The following is a 346-nucleotide window of genomic DNA, read 5'->3' on the forward strand; positions in this document are numbered from 1 at the left end:
ACATCGATAAGCCATTCATCATGCCTATCGAAGACGTTTTCTCAATCCAAGGCCGTGGTACAGTAGTAACTGGTCGTGTTGAAGCTGGTATCATCAACGTGAACGACGAAGTTGAAATCGTTGGTATTAAAGAGACTACTAAGTCTACTTGTACTGGTGTTGAAATGTTCCGTAAGCTTCTTGACGAAGGTCGTGCTGGTGAGAACATTGGTGCACTTCTACGTGGTACTAAGCGTGAAGACGTTGAACGTGGTCAAGTACTAGCTAAGCCTGGTTCAATCAACCCACACACTACATTCACTTCAGAAGTATACGTACTTTCTAAAGATGAAGGTGGTCGTCATAC

Annotated in this window: 1 protein-coding gene; it reads left to right on the forward strand. The window is 43.6% G+C overall.

Annotated features, from left to right (window positions below; genetic code table 11):
• Window positions 1-346, forward strand: a 346-nt coding sequence (locus PSI06_RS21185) for an EF-Tu/IF-2/RF-3 family GTPase (protein ID WP_273604838.1), incomplete at both ends; no start/stop codon positions are given.

The sequence above is a fragment of the Pseudoalteromonas sp. GABNS16E genome (genome assembly GCF_028598715.1).
In the GTDB taxonomy this organism is placed as follows: Bacteria; Pseudomonadota; Gammaproteobacteria; order Enterobacterales; family Alteromonadaceae; genus Pseudoalteromonas; species Pseudoalteromonas atlantica.